The organism is Bergeyella zoohelcum ATCC 43767 (assembly GCF_000301075.1).
GTDB lineage: Bacteria > Bacteroidota > Bacteroidia > Flavobacteriales > Weeksellaceae > Bergeyella > Bergeyella zoohelcum.
Window position 1 is genome coordinate 2,156,778 of the sequence record NZ_JH932293.1, and the last position, 1,609, is coordinate 2,158,386.

At 34.1% G+C, this 1,609-nt stretch carries 1 pseudogene; it reads right to left on the reverse strand.

The window, feature by feature from the left end:
• Window positions 1–1,609 (reverse strand): annotated as a pseudogene (locus HMPREF9699_RS11335) (hypothetical protein); the annotation flags it as partial.

Genomic DNA, 1,609 nt, shown 5'->3' on the forward strand with positions numbered 1-1,609 from the left:
CATCTTCCGTCCATAAGCTGGCTAATGTAGTAACATCATTAGTACCTATTTTTAACACTCCATTGGCATCTGCATATACATGACGATTACCTGCATTACTTGCTAAAGAAGATGACTTAATATTACCTGCTACATCAAGTTTTTCGGTTGGGGTTGTAGTACCAATACCTAGTTTTCCTTGTAAATAATTAATCTTATTAAGTCCATTGATATAGATTCCATAATGATTTGTAATCTTACTAGGTGCTAATGAGACATCCTTTGCAAAATAATCATAATAATTGGTTATTTGACCTAAAAAAGAAGCATCTCTAAGAGAATTATCTGACATGAAGCCATAATAATTTTCAATTTGAGTATTTATCGTTGCAGGGGTATTAGCTTTTTTAGCAATTCCAGTTTGAACACCTACCATTTCTTTCACAGAAGGTGTATTTTGCAGTATATGAAGCGACGCTACTCCTTTTACTGAATTCAATTCTGATGAATTATTTAATTGAGTCTCAAATCTACCTCCAGATAATTCTTTAGTTACCTTAGTATCACCATTAACTTCGGCTGACCCTTTAACAGAAATAATATAATTTATTGTATTGTTAGAATTATTTTTAGAATAAAAATCACCTCCAAGCAAATACGAAACATTTTTATCTTGAGTGTTGTTATTGGCTGCTTCTCCTCTAACTCCTGTTACTCTAGAAGAGTTTCCATTCTTAATAAGAGCTGAAAACCTTCCTCCAACCATATCATTTACTGTTCCATCATTATCTATATTTACATTTGCTCTTACTCCTTCTCCAAAAGTTACAATATTACCCGTATTTTCAATATTAGTACTAAAATAAGCTGCAGCGGCGAATTTAGAATTACCAGTCCCTGCTTTATGCAAAAGTGAAGAAATCCCTCTAATACTCTCCACATCTGAATTATTGTATACACCAGTAAAAAAACCTTTTGCTCTAACATAATATAAAGGTTGGTTAACATCACTACCTAAATGAAATGTTTCATGAGAAGATTGATACATTTTCTTTGCTCCACTTGCATTATTTACATGGCTCCCCTCTACTACAGCATAAGAATCATTAAATTTATATCCATGAATACCATCGTGAACCTGAACACTATTAAGTGGTAAAACTTTACTGCCTAAAAATTTTAAGTTTAAAGTTTTCCCTCTAGGGTCATTTAGAAAAAATGGTGAACCATCTGCATTTATAAACGTATTCCAATCTATCTGCCCTTGATTTACATAAGTAGTGCCATTATCAAGAATTTCAAATGTATTTGAAAAAGAAGTATTTTCTTTTGCTCTCTTTGCATGAATCGCATCTGTTCCGTTATATACCCATTCTCCACTATTTACTTCACTCCCCGCTTTCACCCATTCGGTACCGTTGTAATAATAGTACCCTTTTTCGGTAATCTTCGCTACTTTCGTATCTCCTCCTGTATAAGCAGAAATAAGTGAAGTAGCATCATCCGTAGCATACACCAAAGTACCTTCTACTGGGGTAGCAATATTAGCAATTCTCGTTTTGCTTAGCTTCGGAGCAATAATCCCTTCGTTAGTGGTGGCTTCTTTCTGAGCATTGGCTGTACTTGGGCG